Source organism: Actinoplanes sp. OR16, assembly GCF_004001265.1.
In the GTDB taxonomy this organism is placed as follows: domain Bacteria; phylum Actinomycetota; class Actinomycetes; order Mycobacteriales; family Micromonosporaceae; genus Actinoplanes.
Genome location: NZ_AP019371.1, coordinates 539,847 through 555,293 on the forward strand (window position 1 = coordinate 539,847; position 15,447 = coordinate 555,293).

The 15,447-nt window shown below is 69.2% G+C and carries 15 protein-coding genes; 9 read left to right on the top strand and 6 right to left on the bottom strand.

The window, feature by feature from the left end; genetic code table 11:
* The first annotated feature begins 173 nt into the window (after positions 1 to 173).
* The 5 genes from EP757_RS02435 to EP757_RS02455 all read left to right on the top strand — a co-directional run bounded on the left by EP757_RS02435 (position 174) and on the right by EP757_RS02455 (position 4,486).
* Complete coding sequence (locus tag EP757_RS02435) at positions 174 to 926, top strand: NUDIX domain-containing protein (RefSeq protein WP_127542582.1); 753 nt, start codon at positions 174 to 176, stop codon at positions 924 to 926.
* Positions 923 to 1,846 carry a molecular chaperone DnaJ gene (locus EP757_RS02440; protein WP_127542583.1) on the top strand — a complete coding sequence of 308 codons (924 nt, stop codon included), beginning with the start codon at positions 923 to 925 and terminating at the stop codon, positions 1,844 to 1,846. Before EP757_RS02435 ends, EP757_RS02440 begins: the two co-directional genes overlap by 4 nt.
* Positions 1,847 to 1,857: 11 nt before the next feature.
* On the top strand, positions 1,858 to 2,817 hold the full coding sequence (locus EP757_RS02445) for a hypothetical protein (RefSeq protein WP_127542584.1): 960 nt from the start codon (positions 1,858 to 1,860) through the stop codon (positions 2,815 to 2,817).
* On the top strand, positions 2,814 to 4,019 hold the full coding sequence (locus tag EP757_RS02450; protein ID WP_127542585.1) for an adenylosuccinate synthetase: 1,206 nt from the start codon (positions 2,814 to 2,816) through the stop codon (positions 4,017 to 4,019). Before EP757_RS02445 ends, EP757_RS02450 begins: the two co-directional genes overlap by 4 nt.
* Positions 4,020 to 4,192: 173 nt before the next feature.
* Positions 4,193 to 4,486 (top strand): DUF1540 domain-containing protein, encoded by a 294-nt coding sequence (locus EP757_RS02455; RefSeq protein ID WP_127542586.1) that lies wholly within the window; start codon positions 4,193 to 4,195, stop codon positions 4,484 to 4,486.
* A gap of 146 nt (positions 4,487 to 4,632) precedes the next feature.
* Here the strand turns inward: EP757_RS02455 and EP757_RS02460 are convergent, their stop codons facing one another.
* The 4 genes from EP757_RS02460 to EP757_RS02475 are packed head-to-tail and all read right to left on the bottom strand — an operon-like array spanning position 4,633 to position 7,941.
* Positions 4,633 to 5,832 (bottom strand): hypothetical protein, encoded by a 1,200-nt coding sequence (locus tag EP757_RS02460; RefSeq protein WP_127542587.1) that lies wholly within the window; start codon positions 5,830 to 5,832, stop codon positions 4,633 to 4,635.
* Positions 5,829 to 6,347: a SigE family RNA polymerase sigma factor gene (locus EP757_RS02465; RefSeq protein ID WP_127542588.1), complete on the bottom strand. Its 519-nt coding sequence runs from the start codon at positions 6,345 to 6,347 to the stop codon at positions 5,829 to 5,831. Before EP757_RS02465 ends, EP757_RS02460 begins: the two co-directional genes overlap by 4 nt.
* 45 nt (positions 6,348 to 6,392) lie before the next feature.
* A complete protein-coding gene (locus EP757_RS02470) occupies positions 6,393 to 7,475 on the bottom strand; it encodes a DUF5925 domain-containing protein (RefSeq protein ID WP_127542589.1) in 1,083 nt (360 codons plus the stop codon).
* Between the two features lie 31 nt (positions 7,476 to 7,506).
* Entirely contained in the window at positions 7,507 to 7,941 is a 435-nt protein-coding gene (locus EP757_RS02475; RefSeq protein WP_127542590.1) for a nitroreductase family deazaflavin-dependent oxidoreductase, read from the bottom strand.
* A 76-nt stretch (positions 7,942 to 8,017) separates the two neighbouring features.
* Between EP757_RS02475 and EP757_RS02480 the strand changes: the two genes are divergently transcribed.
* The 4 genes from EP757_RS02480 to EP757_RS02495 are packed head-to-tail and all read left to right on the top strand — an operon-like array spanning position 8,018 to position 11,331.
* Positions 8,018 to 9,703 carry a S8 family peptidase gene (locus tag EP757_RS02480; RefSeq protein WP_232050328.1) on the top strand — a complete coding sequence of 562 codons (1,686 nt, stop codon included), beginning with the start codon at positions 8,018 to 8,020 and terminating at the stop codon, positions 9,701 to 9,703.
* Between the two features lie 36 nt (positions 9,704 to 9,739).
* Positions 9,740 to 10,339: a sulfite oxidase-like oxidoreductase gene (locus tag EP757_RS02485; RefSeq protein ID WP_127542591.1), complete on the top strand. Its 600-nt coding sequence runs from the start codon at positions 9,740 to 9,742 to the stop codon at positions 10,337 to 10,339.
* Between the two features lie 9 nt (positions 10,340 to 10,348).
* Positions 10,349 to 11,074, top strand: coding sequence for a ferredoxin reductase (locus EP757_RS02490; protein WP_127542592.1), 726 nt, complete (start codon positions 10,349 to 10,351; stop codon positions 11,072 to 11,074).
* Positions 11,071 to 11,331: a DUF6510 family protein gene (locus EP757_RS02495; protein ID WP_370457753.1), complete on the top strand. Its 261-nt coding sequence runs from the start codon at positions 11,071 to 11,073 to the stop codon at positions 11,329 to 11,331. The genes EP757_RS02490 and EP757_RS02495 overlap by 4 nt, the downstream gene beginning before the upstream one ends.
* 684 nt (positions 11,332 to 12,015) lie before the next feature.
* On the opposite strand, the gene EP757_RS02500 is transcribed toward EP757_RS02495, so the two are convergent.
* On the bottom strand, positions 12,016 to 14,091 hold the full coding sequence (locus EP757_RS02500) for an alpha-galactosidase (RefSeq protein WP_127542593.1): 2,076 nt from the start codon (positions 14,089 to 14,091) through the stop codon (positions 12,016 to 12,018).
* A complete protein-coding gene (locus EP757_RS02505) occupies positions 14,088 to 15,419 on the bottom strand; it encodes an ABC transporter substrate-binding protein (protein ID WP_232050329.1) in 1,332 nt (443 codons plus the stop codon). The genes EP757_RS02500 and EP757_RS02505 overlap by 4 nt, the downstream gene beginning before the upstream one ends.
* Positions 15,420 to 15,447 lie beyond the last annotated feature (28 nt).

Genomic DNA, 15,447 nt, shown 5'->3' on the forward strand with positions numbered 1-15,447 from the left:
AGCGTAACTTGCCGCATTCGCGCAAATGCGGAGAGTTATGAATTTCGTTCTTAATGCCTGCTTCGCACCTCTTGCGACGATCCGTCGAAAGCCTTGTTGACAGCCGCCCACCCGCGCGCTAACTTGTTCTCAGATCGAGTAAGACTCAGAGCGAGAACAACGCGGAGGCGGCCATGAGGGAGCAGGAGGCGTTTCTGGCGGGTTATGACCCGCGGAGATATCCGGCGCTGGCGGTCACCGTGGACGTGGTGGCGCTGACGATCCGGGACGCCGCGTTGTGTGTGCTGCTCGTCGAGCGCGGTGCTCAGCCGTTCGCCGGGCGGCGGGCTCTGCCGGGCGGGTTCGTCAAGGAGGAGACGCTCGACGAGGCCGCGCGCCGGGAGCTCGGCGAGGAGACCGGTCTCGAACCGGGGCACGGTGACCTGGATCGGGTTCATCTGGAGCAGCTCAAGACGTACGGGAATCCCGGCCGTGACCCCCGGATGAGGGTCGTCTCGGTGGCCTACCTGGCGTTCGCGCCCAGCCTGCCCGAGCCTACGGCCGGCAGTGACGCGGCGCGGGCGTTCTGGGTGCCCGTCGACGAGGCGAAGGATCTGGCGTTCGACCACGACGACGTTCTCGCCGACGGCCTGGAGCGGGCCCGGTCGAAGCTGGAGTACACGCCGCTCGCCACCGCGTTCGTCAACGAGGAGTTCACGATCGGCGAGCTGCGGCAGGTCTACGCCAGCGTCTGGGGCGAGGAGCTGCACGCCGGCAACTTCCACCGCAAGGTGCTCAGCGTGCCGGGCTTCGTGGAGAGCACCGGGACCACCACGTCGCGAGGGGGCGAGCGTGGCGGCCCGAAGGCGAAGCTCTACCGGTCCGGGGACGCGCGGCTGCTGCATCCGGCGCTGCTGCGGCCGACCCGTGAGGACCGGGTCCGATGAGCACGCTGGTGGGAGCGGAGCGCCGACGCCGCCACGAGGAGCGGACGTTCGAGGACGCCGTCGCGAAGATCCAAGCCGCGAGAACGGCCCAGGATCTGGGCGGTCACACGTACCGGGAATGGGCCAAGATCGTGCACCCGGACGCCGCCGCCGCGCATCGGCGCGCGACCGCGACGGAGGCCTTCGCCAAGCTCTCGGCTCTCTATCAGAAAACCACGACATCTCAGGCCAAACCCGTCTTCGCGAGTGGCGACATCGCGGAGATCTACGCCGATGGCGCCGCCCTGCTGAAGGTCCCGCGCAATCCCGCGGACAACGACCTGATGGAGACGGAGGCCAAGGCGCTCCAAGATCTCCGAACCCACGGCGATCCGCGATTCCGGGCTTATGCCCCCAAGCTGATCAAGACGTACCTCCACGAGGACCAGGAAAAACGCCGCCGCCGGGTCAACGTCCTGGAACGACAGCGCAACATGCTGCGACTTGATCAAGCCGGCCAGCTCAAGATTCAGGACGCCGTCTGGATCTGGCGCCGGCTGCTGATCGGCATCGGCTGGGCCCACCGCGCCGGCGTGGTCCACGGCGCGATCCTGGAAAGTCACATCCTGATCCACCCGGAGCGACGCGGTCTGGTGCTCCTCGACTGGTGCTATGCCGGGCATCGACCGAGAGCGATAGTGAAGGCAAGCGAGGCGGCCTATCCGCCGGAGGTGCTTCACGACAGGACCGCGAGCCCCGCCACCGACATCTACATGGCGACCGGCTTGATGACCCGGGTCATCGGCCCGTCCCGAATGCCCGAGCCGCTGCGGCGGTTCGCCGCGGGCTGCAGCTACGACGCCCCGCGGATGCGCCCCCAGGACGCCTGGGAGCTGCTGGGTGAATTCGACGAGCTGATCCCCGAAAACTTCCGGAACTGAAGGAGCATGTGATGGGAAGCGGACACTGGTCCACCGACGTCTACACCGCCGCGGCCAACTACCGTGCCGCCACCGGCAAGAGCGCCTTCGACTACAGCGACAGCGGCGCCCGCCACGCCCACCCGGACCTCGACCCGAACGGCGTCTTCATGCGGGAGTCGCGGGATTCCAGCGAACACCCGTTCAGCACGCCGATCGCCGTCCTCTTCGACGTGACCGGATCGATGGGCAACGTGCCCCGGGTACTTCAGACCAAGCTCCCGCAGCTGCTCGGACTGCTGACCCGGAAGAACTACGCGGTCGACCCGCAGATCATGTTCGGTGCGATCGGCGACGCCACCTGTGACCGGGCGCCGCTGCAGGTGGGTCAGTTCGAGTCGGACAACCGGATGGACGAGCACCTCTCAAGGATCTACCTGGAGGGTGGTGGCGGCGGTCAGAAGCACGAGTCGTACGAGCTCGCCCTCTACTTCATGGCCCGGCACACGATCATCGACTCGATGGTCAATCGCGGTCGCCGTGGCTACCTGTTCATCATCGGTGACGAGATGCCGTACCCGCGGGTCAAGCCGCGCGAGGTGCAGGCCGTCATCGGCGACACGATCAAGCAGCCGATCCCGATCGAGGAGATCCTCACCGAGCTGCAGCGCAAGTACGAGGTCTTCTACATCCTGCCGACAGCGGCCGGGTGGGGCGGCGACGCCGAGGTGCTGGCCCGGTGGCGGGGGCTACTCGGCCAGAACGTCCTGGAGCTCGACGACCTGGACGCGGTCTGCGAGACGATCGCGCTGACGGTCGGCCTCGGTGAGGACGCCATCGACCTGGACGAGGGCATCGCCGACCTGGAGGATCTCGGCTCGGCGGCGGGCAGCTCGGTCGGCCGGGCCCTCGCGCCGCTGCAGCGGACCTCGGTGGTGCGCGACGATCAGTTCCAGATCACCGCCGGCCCGGGTGGGAACCAGAGGCTGTGAAAGAGCACCTCGCCGTCGTAGATCTTGGATACGGAGATGCGGGAAAGGGCACGATCGTCGATGCGATCTGCTCCACGTCCTCCAACATCGCAGCTGTCATCCGGTTCAACGGCGGCGCCCAAGCGGCCCACAACGTGATCACCGAGGACGGCAGGCACCACACGTTCGCTCAGTTCGGGTCGGGCACCCTGCGCGGCGTCCCGACCCACCTGAGCCGCTTCATGATCGTCGACCCGCTCGCGCTGGCCTCCGAGGCTCGCTCCCTGGGGAACCCGTTTCACCTGCTCACGGTGGATGCCGACGCTCTGCTCGCCACTCCGTGGCATCGCGCGGCGAATCGCCGGCGGGAGGTCGAGCGAGGCGCGGAGAGGCACGGTTCGTGCGGCATGGGCGTCGGAGAGACCCAGATGTACGCGTTGAAGCACCCCGACGCTCCACGCGTGGCTGACGTCCTCACCCCTACCCGGCTGACGATCAAGTTACGCGCCCTTGCCGACTTTTACGATATGTCGGATATTCCGATCGACGACGTCGTCGATGCCTTCGTCGCCTTCGGGGAAGCCGTCCGGATCGTCGGCACCGAGCACACCGACCGCCTCCTCGCCGCCGGCCCCTGTGTCTTCGAAGGCGCCCAGGGCGTCCTCCTCGACGAGTGGCGAGGCTGGCACCCCTACACGACCTGGTCCACGACCACGTTCGACAACATCGGGGAACTCTGCCCCTCATTCCGCCGGCTCGGCGTGGTCCGGACCTACACGACTCGGCACGGCGCCGGCCCGTTCGTCACGGAGGCACCCGACCTCGATCTGCCGGAGGCGCACAACGGCCGCGACGACTGGCAGGGCGCCTTCCGGACCGGCCACTTCGACGCGGTGGCCCACCGGTACGCGGTCGAGGTCGCCGGCGGCGTCGACGCCCTCGCGGTCACCCACCTGGACGCCCCGGCCCGCTGCCCGGACCTGAAGATCTGCACGGCGTACCGCACCGAGGGTGAGATCTGGGACCGGATCGAGCCCGGCCCGCACCGCGATCTGGCTTATCAGGAAAGGCTTGCCGGGAAACTCGCGAAGACCGAACCGGCGACTTCGCACCGCCCGGTCGACTGGAAGAACGCGATATCAGAATTGCTCGGCGCGCCTGTCGAGATCGAATCTCACGGCCCTCGCTCCAGTGACAAAAGAATTGCTACCCTGAGCAAGTAGAAGGCAAACATGCCCAGCTCAGAGCCGTAGGCAAGGCTTGCCTAAATACACTGAGGCTTGCCTTACCTAATGTAACGAACCTTTTACGGCAACATCATTCGATAACTGGAATAGTCTCCGCGATCGGGGTTATGGTCACTGCCGAGGCCATTGACGAACAGGGGAGTCGAACCATGACGCAGATGATGAACATGCCGCGTGTCCAGACCTGCACCGTCGCCGAATGCGGCTACAACCATGACGGCTGTACGGCGTTCGCGATCACCATCGGCAGCATGCAGACCGCCGAGTGCGACACCTTCATCGGCTCGGGTGAGAAGGGCGGCATGGGCGTCGCCACCGCCCAGGTCGGCGCCTGCAAGCGGGCCGACTGCACGTACAACGAGAACCTCGAGTGCCGCGCCCCGGCGATCACCGTCGGCGCCTCCGCCGACAAGGCCGACTGCCTGACCTACGCGCGCGCCTGACAGTCCATCCACCTCGCCGCAGGCCCGTCACCGATCGGTGGCGGGCCTGTCGCGTACGCCGTAGTTCGTAGCCGGCCTCCCCCAGCGGAAAACGGGCGGCGCCGTCCCCGTGACGGCGCCGCCCGTTCAGCCCGGCAGAGCGCGGGTCAGCACTGCCAGGTGGCTGGGAACTGGGGCTGGCGCTCGAGCTGCCCGCCCCCGTCCAGGATGTCCTGTTCCTCGGCTTCGGTCTGTTCCTCCGTTACGTGGCCTACGACCAGCCCGGTGTCGGAGACGTCGCTGACGTAGGCGACCTTGCGGCCACCGCCGGCCGGGAGGCGGCTCGCCTTGCCGTCGCGGATCAACCGGCCGTTGCCGTCGATCACCCAGCCGGAGGCGTTCACCGCCTGGCCCGGGTTCTGGTCTCCAGTGGTCTGGGTCAGCTTGCCGGTCCGCAGGTTCCAGAGCGCGGCGTTTCCCGGCTCCCAGACGCCGCCGGTCACCCAGTCGCCGCTGATCGAGTACGCGGTGGCGTTGCGCCCGGCCGGCACCGTGAGCTTCTGCCCCTTGCCCTGACGGTCCCAGACCCAGGGTTCGCGGGCCGTCCCGTCCTTGTAGATCCCACCGGCCATCCGCCCGTCGTCGAGGATGTCCACGACGTGCGCGCCCTCCGGCAACGGCAGCCGTACGGCGTCGGTCGAGCCGGCCGGCCAGAGCAGCGCGATGACGCCCTCGCCGCCGCTGTTGCCCTGCGGCTCGGCGTTGATCACCACGTCGCCGGCCGCGTTGATCGCCGGTTCCGGGTAGGGGTGCCACTCCCCCGCCGGCAGTTTCAGCTCGGTGTACGCGCCGCCGGCGAAGCGGAAGACGGTGTCCCGGTTGTTCCGGGTGGCGAGGCCGACGACGACGCCCGAGGAGTTCACCGCGGTGGCTTGGACGGAGTCGGCGTTCACCGGCAGCGCGGAAGCCTTGCCCCGGGTCCAGAGCACCGGCCGGAAGTCCTGGCCCTCGGTGCCGTTGCCGACGATGTACGTCCCGGTCGGGTCGACGGCCTCGGGGCCCGCGTCGCCGAGGCCCTCCGGGAGCGGCAGCTTCACCATCCTGCAGGCCGTCACGGACGGCGACGGCGACGACGACGGGCGCTGGGCCGGCAGCACCGGCGCCGGGGTCGCCGCGGTCGGCCGCAGCAGCACCACCGGCACTGCCACCAGCACCCCGACGGCGACCGCCGCGCCGGCCGTGGCCCGGGCCGCGTTGCGCCGGAACTTCTGTTTACGGGCGGCCGGCAGCAGCGCCTCCACCCGCACTCCGCTGGCGGGTACGGCGATCGCCTCCAGGCCGTCCCGCAGCCTCCGCTCGTCGCTCACGCCTGCCACCCCGTCTTCCCCAAAGCGGTCTCACCCAATGTCGTACGCAGGGCCGCCAGCCCCCGCGAGCACTGACTCTTGACGTTCCCCACCGAACATCCGAGCGCCTCGGCGGTGGCCTCGACCGACAGATCGCTGAAGTACCGCAGCACGATCACGGCACGCTGGCCTTTCGGGAGCGTGCGGAGCGCGGCCATCAGCGAGTCGCGTTCCTCGTAGCCGGGGCCGGTCTCCGCCGCCCTCTCCGGAACCTGATCACCGCCGAGCAGGACGCGCGCCCACGGGCGCCGCCGTTCGTCGAGGAAGCGCCGCACCAGGATGCGGTGGACGTACCCATCGAGATTGTCCGCCCGGACGGCCCGCCGCCAGCTCAGATAGAGCGAGGTCAGCGTGGCCTGGACGATGTCGTCGGCCTGGAAGGCGTCAGCACAGAGGAGATACGCCGCGCGATGCAGGCGCGGCAGGCGCCCACTCACGTACTCGACGTACTCCCGTTCCCACTCCGGCTTTCCCATCACGCTCTACTGTCGCGCCGGGCCGCCGGGGAGGTTGCACGGACTTCAGAGATACATGCCGATCCGGGAGGCCTGTTTCGGGACGGTCGCCGGGCGGTCACCGGTCTTCAGGGCATAGAGCTCGGCGAGGGTTGCGCCCTCGGGGCCGATTCCGGCGGGTGCGCCGAGCCAGGCCACGGCTTCGGCGTACGGCAGACGCCCCACCTCGATGCTCGCCAGGCATCGTCCTGGCCGCACCACCGCGGGGTGCAGGGACGCCAGGTCCTCGTTCGTGGTGATGCCGATGAGCGCGTTGCGACCCTGACCGAGCATGCCGTCGGTGAGGTTGAGCAGCCGGGACAGCGCCTGACCGGCGCTCGCCTTGGCCTCGCCGCGGATCAGCTCGTCGCAGTCCTCCAGCATGAGCAGCCGCCATTTCGGCTCCTCGTCGTCGCCGCTGCCGAGCGCCACGCTCATCAGGTACGCCGGGTCGCCGAAGAGCCGCTCCGGGTCGAGCACGCAGTCCACCTGGCACCAGGAACGCCACTGCTGGGCGAGCGCCCGCAGCGCGGTGGTCTTGCCGGTGCCGGGTTCGCCGTGCAGCAGCAGGAGACGACCGCTGATCGACGACTTGTCGACGGCCATGAGCCGTTCCAGGGTCTCGGCGACCGGCTCGGCGTAGTTGCGGCGGATGTCCGCCCACGGCTCGGCGTCGATCTCCCGTTCGACGCGCCGGGGTCCGTGCGCCCCGTAGTGCCAGAACCCGATCGGAACCGTCCCGGCAGCCGCCGGCGGCTCCTCGACCGCGTTCTCCACCGCCGCGTTGATCAGCTTCTCGGCCAGCTCGGAGCTGGTCGCGGTGACGGTGACCCGGGCGCGGCGGCTCTGCTTCCAGCGCATCACGTGCAGCGTCCAGCCGTCGCCCACGGTGATCCGGTTGTGCCCGTCCTCCTCGACGGCGTCGCGCAGCACGCTGCCGTCCGGCAGGCTCAGGTCGGCCTCGGGCCGGACGTTGTCGAGGTGGGTGGTCCGGCCGTAGGGCTCCCGGCCGCTCACGAACGGGTCGAGCGCCATCAGGTCGACCACGTCCACCAGCCGGTCGCCGTCGTCAACGGCGCCGGCGACCGGAAGCTGGTGGGGTGTATCCATCACTCCATGATCCGCACTGCCGCAAATTCTTTTACGCGGGCGTGAGCAGGAAGACCGGGATCAGGCGGTCGGTCTTCGTCTGATATTCCGCGTACGGCGGGTAGGCGGCCACCGACCGCTCCCACCAGAGTTCCCGCTCCTCCCCTTCCAGTTCGCGGACCGTGTAGTCCCGCTTGACCTCGCCGTCCTGGAGCTCGACGTGCGGGTTCTTCCGGATGTTGTAGACCCAGACCGGGTTCTTCGGCGCTCCGCCGAGGGAGCCGACGACCGCGTACTCCCCCTCGTGCTCGACCCGCATGAGCGGCGTCTTGCGCAGCGCGCCGGTCTTCGCCCCGATCGAGTGCAGGACGATGATCGGCATTCCCTGGATGTCGTTGGCCTCGGCGCCATTCGTCGCCTCGTACTTCTCGGCCTGATTGCGCGCCCAGTCAGATGTGCTGGGCAGGTACTCACCCGTCAACGGCATGATCCCGACCCTACAACTCCCGAACGGCACCCCGCCGCCTCCCGGAAGGCTCCTCCGGCCACGGACCGTGGTTCAGGTGCCGGCCAGAAGGCCGGACCACCGAGCGGAAGGCGACAACCACGTGCGGTTCCTCACCGGCAGCCTGGTCATCTCCCTGACGGCCGGCCTGGGCGCGTTCGCGATGCCCGGCCTCTCCTACGCGGGCGTGCCGGCCACCGTCACCGAGGCGCAGCCCGCCCGGGTCGTCGGCACCACCGTCGACGCCCTGGGCCGGCCGGTCGTCACCGTGCACGAGGCGACCGACCGTACCGAGACCGCCGAACTGCTCGACACGGTTCCGAACGCGCAGCTGGACGTGCCGGTCCGGGTCATGGCCGGCTCCGACCCGCTGCGCTCCCAGCAGTGGGGTCTCAGCAAGATCAAGGCACCTTCGGCCTGGGCGAAGTCGACCGGTTCCGGGGTGACCGTCGCGGTCATCGACACCGGCGTGGACGCCAAGCACCCGGATCTGGCCGGCAAGGTGCTGACCGGGTACGACGTGCTCAAGGGCGTGGCCGGCGGCACCACCGACCCGAACGGCCACGGCACCCACGTGGCGGGCATCATCGGCGCTGCCACCGGCAACGGCGTCGGCGTCTCCGGTGTCGCGCCGGACGCCAAGATCCTGCCGCTGCGGGTCTTCGACTCCACCGGCGCCGGCTACATGTCCGACGTGGCCGAGGCAGTGGTCTGGGCCGCCGACCACGGCGCGGGCGTCATCAACATGTCGATCGGCTCGACCACGAAGCTCGCGGCACTGTCCGACGCGATCACCTACGCCCGCGGCAAGGGCGTCACCGTGGTCGCGGCGGCCGGCAACGAGCGGCAGGACGGCAACCCGGTCAGCTACCCGGCCGCCGACGCCGGCGTGATCGCGGTCGCCGCCACCGACTCCGCCGACCGGTACGCCGTCTTCTCCAACTCCGGCGGCTACGTCGACGTCGCCGCTCCGGGCAGCGCGATCGTGAGCACCTACCCGACCGCGCTGACCGGGGGCGACTACGTCGCGATGAGCGGGACGTCGATGGCGTCGCCGCAGGTGGCGGGGGTCGCCGCGCTGCTGGAGGCGTACCAGCCGTCGCTCACGCCGTACGCGATCGAGCAGATCCTCAAGTCGTCGGCGGTGGACCTGGGCAAGGCCGGGTTCGACAACGACTACGGCAACGGGCGGGTCGACGCGGTGGCAGCGCTCGCCGCCGCGGGACAGTTCGTGACCGCGAACGTCGGCTCGCGCACTGTCACCTACGGCACGAAGACCAGCACCACGTTCAAGATCACATCGGGTGGCAAGGCGCTCGCGGGCGCTTCCGTGTCGGCGTGCTTCTCGGTGGCCGGGGGCGCGTGGAAGTGCTCCTCGGTGGTGACGACCGCCGCTGGCACGTACACGGCGATCCGCACAGCGGTGTCGACGTACAAAGCAAGGGTCTTCGTCCCTTCCACCGGCGAATTCGCGGCGGCCTCGGCGACCGCGAGTTACACGGTGAAGGCCGCGGTCACGGCGGTGCGCAGCAAGAAGGGCGTGATCACGGTGAAGGTGGCCGGGGCGTCCGGTCAGAAGATGTCGGTGCAGCGCTACCAGAACAAGAAGTGGAAGACGGTGAAGACGTTCTCCACGACCGCGACCCGCAAGGTGACCGGCCTGGCCGGCGGCGGGACGTACCGCGTGGTGATCGCCGGAACCAAACTCGTCGCGGGCGTGACCAGCGGCACGGTCAAAGCTTGACCCTCTGAGTAACGTGAGTGCGGTTTACTTCAGGCCATGGGCATCATCTCCCGCGGCTTCGGCGGGCGGCGGCGTGAGTCGCTGCCCGGCCTGCCGCCCGGTCAATACCTCACTCACGACTTCCCCGTGCTCTCCGCCGGGCCGACCCCGCGGATCCCACTGGACAAGTGGAAGTTCACGATCGCCACGGAGACCGGCGAGAAGCACACCTGGGACTGGAAGGAGTTCACCGCTCTTCCGGCCGAGGAGTTCACCGTCGACATCCACTGCGTGACCAAGTGGTCGAAGCTCGGCACCACGTGGAAGGGCGTCGCGCTGGACACCCTCTTCGAGGACGTCGAGTCGGCCGCCGACTACACGATGGCGCACAGCTACGGTGGCTACACCACCAACGTGCCGCTCGACGACCTGCTCGACGGCAAGGCCTGGCTCGTCTACGAGTTCGACGGCGAGCCGCTGCACCCGGAACACGGCGGCCCGGTCCGCCTGCTCGTGCCGCACCTCTACTTCTGGAAGTCCGCGAAGTGGGTCAACGGCCTGCAGATGATCAACGATGACGAGCCGGGCTTCTGGGAGGCCGGGGGCTATCACATGTACGGCGACCCGTGGCGTGAGCAGCGCTACCAGGGAGACTGACGCGTACCCATGAAGAACCGGATCAGCTGGCGCGTCGCCACCGTCTCCTCGGCCCGCTGGGAGACGGCGTCGGCGCGCACCCTGGTGCTGGACGTGCCGGACTGGCCGGGCCACCTGCCCGGCCAGCACATCGACGTCCGGCTCACCGCCGAGGACGGGTACTCCGCTCAGCGCTCGTATTCCATCGCGTCGGCGTGGCCCGGCTCTTTGGAGATCACCGTTCAGCGGCTCGCCGACGGTGAGGTGTCGCCGTACCTGACCGACGAGGTCCAGCCCGGCGACCAGATCGAACTGCGCGGGCCGGTCGGCGGCTGGTTCGTCTGGCGCTCGTCCTCCCCGGCGCCGGTGCTGCTCATCGCGGGCGGCTCCGGCGTGGTGCCGCTGATGTCGATGATCCGCGCCCGGGGTGACGCTCGTGGCCGCCAGCCGTTCCGGCTGATCTACTCGGTGCGCACGCCGGAGGACGCCGCGTACGCCGACGAGCTGCGCCGCCGCGTCCGCGACGACCCGGGCCTCGACGTGCACTTCGTCTACACCCGCAAGGCCCCCGAAGGCGCCGGCACCCCCAAGCGCATCGACGTCGCCGCGATCAACTCGCACGGCTGGCCGCCTGACTTCCAGCCGGACTGCTACGTCTGCGGCCCGACCGGCTTCGTCGAGACCGCCGCCGACATCCTGGTCGCCCTGGGCCACGACCCGAAACGCATCCGCACCGAACGATTCGGGGGCGCATGATGGAGATCGACGGCAACGCTCTCGGCGGCGACCTGAGCGAGATCTTCGCCGCGGACATGACCGGCGCCGTCTTCACCTGCGCCGGCTGCCGGCACACCGGGGCCGTCGCCACCCTCCGCGTCTGGGAGCCGGCCCCGGGCCTGGTCGGCCGCTGTCCCAGCTGCACCGACGTGATACTGCGCCTGGTCCGGACTCCTTCGCGCGTCTTCCTGTCGTTGACCGGCGCCACCCGACTGGAGATCCCCCTGGAGTCCTGATCGCGTGGTGGGCTCTCCCAGGTTTTCGTCGGTTTTCGCCGGTTTCGTCGCGCTCCCGCGTGTTGAGTTCGGGCGTTCGAGTCATGGTCGTTGGCGGCTTGGTTCGGGGGCGGATCGGGTTCGGGTTGCCGGCTGAGGGCGGTGAGCGCACGCAGAGACGAACCGCGTCCGCTCGCGGCCCCGATAGCGGCCGTCAACGCACACACCAACAAACCGCGTGCACTCACCGCCCCCACAACGACCGTCAACGCACACAAAGACGAACCGCGTCCGCTCACCGCCCCCACAACGACCGTCAGCGCACGCAGAGACGAACCGCGTGCACTCACCGCCCCCACAGCGACCGCCAACGCACACACCAACAAACCGCGTCCGCTCACCGCCCCACAACGACTGTCAGCGCACGCAGAGACGAACCGCGTCCGCTCACCGCCCCCCACAGCGGCCGTCAACGCACACACCAACAAACCGCGTCCGCTCACCGCCCCACAACGACCGCCAACGCACACACCAACAAACCGCGTCCGCTCACCGCCCCACAACGACCGCCAACGCACACACCAACAAACCGCGTCCGCTCACCGCCCCACAACGACCGCCAACGCACACAAACGCTTTGTGCGTGCGCTGACGGCCACTCGAATCGACCTGCGTGTGCGCTGACGGCCGCGGGCAGCGCAGGCTCTACTCGACGGACAGGAGGAGGGCCTGCTCCGGCGCCAGTAGCGGCACCGGCAGACCCGCCTCGGACAGCACCCGCCCCGGCAGGGTCACGGAACCCGCGACGAGCCACGCCGGCGGGACGTCCTGCACGCACCGGGGCGGGGCGCCGATCGGACGGACCGTGTAGAGGCGGGCCGGGTCGAGGCCCGGCAACCGGAGAGGCGGGGGAAGGGCAGCCCGCGGCGACCCCACCGAGACGAGGGCGAACAACGCCGACGAGCCGTCCTGGGCGACCACGCCGTGCACGCGGAAGGCCGGGTCGGGGGCGTCGGCCCGGACCACGCGGCCGGTGTGCAGCAGGGGACGCAGACGCTTGTAGGAAGTTATCCAGTCCGCTATCAGGGCCCGGTCGGCATCCGACGCCGTGGTCAGGTTCCATTCGATGCCGGCGCTGCCGAACAGGGCCGTGGCCAGCCGGAAGCCGAGCGCCGACGAGCGGCCGGTCACGTGGGCTGTCGCGTCGCCGAGGTGGCCGCCGAGGTATTCCGGCGGGATCAGCACACTCGTCCAGCGCTGGATGCTCTGGCGGTCCAGCGGATCGTTCGTGTCGGAGGTCCAGAACCGGTCGACCAGTTCGAGGATGCCGAGGTCGATGCGGGCGCCGCCGGAAGCGCAGCTCTCGATCTCCACGTGCGGGAAGGCGGAGCGCAGCGAGGCGAGCAGGCGGTAGAGGGCCCGGGTCTGGCGGTGCGAGGCGCCCGGTACGAGCAGGTCCCGGTTGTGATCCCACTTCAGGAAGGCGATCGGGTACTCGGTGAGCAGCGCTGCCAGACGATCATGCACGTAACCGAAGGCCGCCGGATTTCCAAGATCCAGAACACGCTGCCAGCGCCACGTCGGCCCGCCCGAATCACCCAAGATCCAGGACGGGTGCGAGCACGCGAGAGCAGAATCCGGGCTGATCATCTCGGGTTCGACCCAGAGGCCGAACTCCATGCCGCGGTCGTGGACGCGGGAGATCAGCGGATGCAGGCCGTCCGGCCAGACGGACGGGTCGACGTACCAGTCGCCGAGGGCGCGCTTGTCGTCGCGGCGGCCGGTGAACCAGCCGTCGTCGAGGACGAACCGCTCCACGCCGGCGTCCGCTGCCGCGTCGACGAGCTCGGAGAGCACGCCGAGGTCCTGGTCGAAGTAGACGGCTTCCCAGGTGTTCAGCACGACCGGGCGGGGTAGCCGCAGCGGCGACGACGAGCGGATCCACGGGTGCAGGCGGTCGGAGAGGCCGTCGATGCCGGTCTCCGAGAAGGCCGCCACCAGCCAGGGCGTCTCGTACGACAGGCCCGGCGCCAGCCGGATCTCGCCGGGCGCGAGCAGCTCGCCGGCCCCGAGGGTCCCGTAGCCGAGGGCCGAGCGTTCCGCCCAGATCGACTTGTCGCCGCTCCAGGCCAGGTGGACGGCCCAGACGCGGCCGCGCCGGAAGCCGAATCCGGGTTCGCCGGCCATCAGCAGGAACGCGTCGTCGTGCCCGGGACGGCCGTGCCGGCTCTCCCGGCTCCACACGCCGTGCCGCAGGGGCGCGCGCTGCGGCTGCCGTTCGTGCGCCCAGAGGCCGGTGAAGTCGAGCACTTCGGCGGCGTCGTCCGGGATCGGGAGCTGGATGCCGAGGCGGGCCAGCTCGAAGTCGGTGTCGCCGCGGTTCTCCAGCCGATGCCGGACGCGGAGCACCCCTTCCGGCGTCAACTCCAGCTCCGTAGTCAGCTCCAGCGTCTCGTCGGTGCTCTCCGCCCGTACGATCGCCATCGGACTTTGATCTTGAATCTCAGCGATGCGGAAAGCCGGCGCCGGAACACCATGACGGTGCCCCTCGAGGCCCGGCGTTCCGCTCCAGCCTTCTGCCGGGCCGGGCATCAAAGACAATCGCAGGGGTACGTCGACCGAACTCGGCGCCACGGCCGGGACGCACGCCTCGGCGAACCCGGTGAGCGCCGCATCGTCGAGTTCACCGAGGTCAGGACCCCAGTGGAGGATCACGGGAACGGCACCGCGGGCGTCGAGCACAAGGCTGACGCCCGCGGAGCGCAGGTGGAGCACCGTCACTCGGCGACCGGGATCGACTGGGACTTCAGGTTCTCGATCGTGGTGGCCTGCGCCTTGGTGAGCGCGTCGGTGAGCGTGCCACTACCGGACACGGCGGCCTTGAAGCCGTCCGACGCCGTGGCGTAGGTGGAGGTCATCGTCGGTCCCCAGACGAAGTCGGGCGCGACCTGGGTGGAGGCCTGCGCGAACACATCGTAGATCGCCTGACCGCCGTAGAAGTCCACTCCCTGCTTCAGGGCCGGGAGCGACGCGCCGGCCTTGGTCGCCGGGTAGAGCTGGGCCTCCTTGTTCAGCAGGGTCAGCGCCTCCTCGGAGGTGTTCAGCCAGAGAGCGAACTTGGCCGCCTCGTACGGGTGCTTCGAGCCCTTGAAGACCGCGGTGGCCGAGCCACCCCAGTTGCCGGCGACGTTGCCGCCCGAGGTCCACTGCGGCATCGGGGCGACCGCCCACTTGCCGGAGGTGTCCGGCGCGCCCGACATGATCGAGTTGGCGCCCCAGACCGCCGACACCCAGGTCCACGCCTTGCTGGTGTTGTACGCGTTGTCCCACTCGGTGGTCCACGGCGGCACCGCCGACACCAGCTTCTTGTCGATCAGGCCCTGCCAGTAGTTCGCGACCTTCGTGGTGTTCTCGTCGGTCATGCTGACGGTCCACTTGGAGCCGTCGTTGGCGAACCAGCGGCCGCCGGCCTGCCAGGCCAGACCCGCGAACTGGTTGATGTCGCTCTGCGAGAAGTTGGTGATGTAACCACCGGCCGCCTTCACCTTCTCGGCCGCGGCGGCGTACTCCTCCCAGGTGGTCGGCACCGGGATGTTGTTCTTCTCGAACAGGTCCTTGCGGTAGAAGAGGGCCATGGGGCCGGCGTCCTGCGGGATGCCGTAGACCGAGTTGTCCTCACCGAAGGTGACCTGACCCCAGGTCCAGTCGACGAACTGGTCCTTCGCCGCGGTGACCTCGTCGCAGGCGGCCAGGTTCTCCAGGCCGTCCTGGACGCGGAAGCTGGGCAGCGCGTCGTACTCGATGTGGCCGAGGTCGGGCGCGTTGCCGGCCTTCAGCTGGTTGAAGAAGTTCTGGTACGTGCCACCGTTGCCGTTCGGGCCGGTCTGCACCTTGACCTGGATGTTCGGGTTCGCGTCGTTCCAGACCTTCACCACGTTCTCGATCCCGGGGATCCAGGTGGTGTAGTTCAGGGTGACCGGGCCGGAGGAGGGCGCGCAGCTGGCGGCGCCGGCGGCCGTGGTCGCCTCGTCGTCACTGCCGCTCGAACAAGCGGTCAGGGCGAGTGCTGAGGTCAGCACGATGCCGAGGGAACGCATGGGAAAACGCACGATTTCCTCTTTTCAGCGGGTTTTCGAT